This window comes from Flavobacterium bomense (genome assembly GCF_003970355.1).
Window position 1 is genome coordinate 1 of the sequence record NZ_RYDJ01000299.1, and the last position, 1,008, is coordinate 1,008.

The window sequence follows — 1,008 nt, forward strand, 5'->3', positions numbered from 1 at the left end:
CTTGATAAAGTGTATGGAGATAAAAATATTTACTCTACACCAAGAGATTTATTGAAATTTGACCGTGCTCGTTATTCGCCTTCTTTTTTAGAACCAGCCCTTTTGAAACAAGTTTATGTGGGTTACAGCAATGAGCATCCCGGTCGAAAAAATTACGGTTTAGGAATTCGAATGATCAATTGGGAAACTGGTAAAAGTTTTTATTTTCATAATGGTTGGTGGCATGGTTTCACCTCTTCTTACATTACTTTAAAAGATGAAAATGTCACTATAATTGCACTGTCTAATAAGTTTACAAAAACAACCTATGCCGTTCGGAAATTAGCACCTTTATTTGGAGACTATCCGTTTAAAGTGGAAGACGAGTAAAAGTTAGAAGTTGGAGGTTAGAGGTTAGAAGTGATGTGTTACTCGAAAATCAGTTTTGAAGTTTTTTCATTTAATTTTAAAGAGACTTGTTTGCCAAAAATCAAGGCTCTATTATCCCGAAAATGTCCCGCCGGAAAATTATATAGGATGGGAAACGAGTATCCTTTGGTTACATCTTCGATAATTTGGTTGGCGTTTTTCCCCCAAGGAATGTCGTTGTCCTTCATTTTGGTCATCGTGCCAACGATTAAACCATTCAAACCATCAAAGCATCCGCAACGTTTCAGGCTCATCATCATTCGGTCGATGTGGTACAAATATTCGTCTAAATCTTCGATGAAAAGTATTTTTCCTTTGCAATCTATTTGTGCATTCGAACCCATCAAGCTGTATAAAATAGATAAATTTCCGCCCACAATTTCGCCTTTGGCATTGCCAAGTCGGTTTGCGCTATCAAAAGGAATTTCATAATTCAGGCTTTCGCCAAAAAGGGATTTTCGCAAACTTTCTATCGATTCTGTGCTGGCTTTTGCCACAGTTATTGGCATTGCGCCATGAATGGTGGCAATGTTTAAATTGTTTATATAGCTGTGAATTACGGTTACGTCGCTGAAACCAACAATCCATTTTGGATTTTTT

General features: G+C 37.0%; 2 protein-coding genes. One reads left to right on the top strand and one right to left on the bottom strand.

What is annotated here, in order from left to right:
* On the top strand, positions 1-369 hold a 369-nt coding region (locus tag EKL98_RS17450; protein WP_148104489.1), incomplete at its 5' end, for a serine hydrolase.
* Between the two features lie 38 nt (positions 370-407).
* On the opposite strand, the gene EKL98_RS17455 is transcribed toward EKL98_RS17450, so the two are convergent.
* Positions 408-1,008: S66 peptidase family protein (locus EKL98_RS17455; protein WP_148104490.1), on the bottom strand; the 601-nt coding region annotated here is incomplete at its 5' end.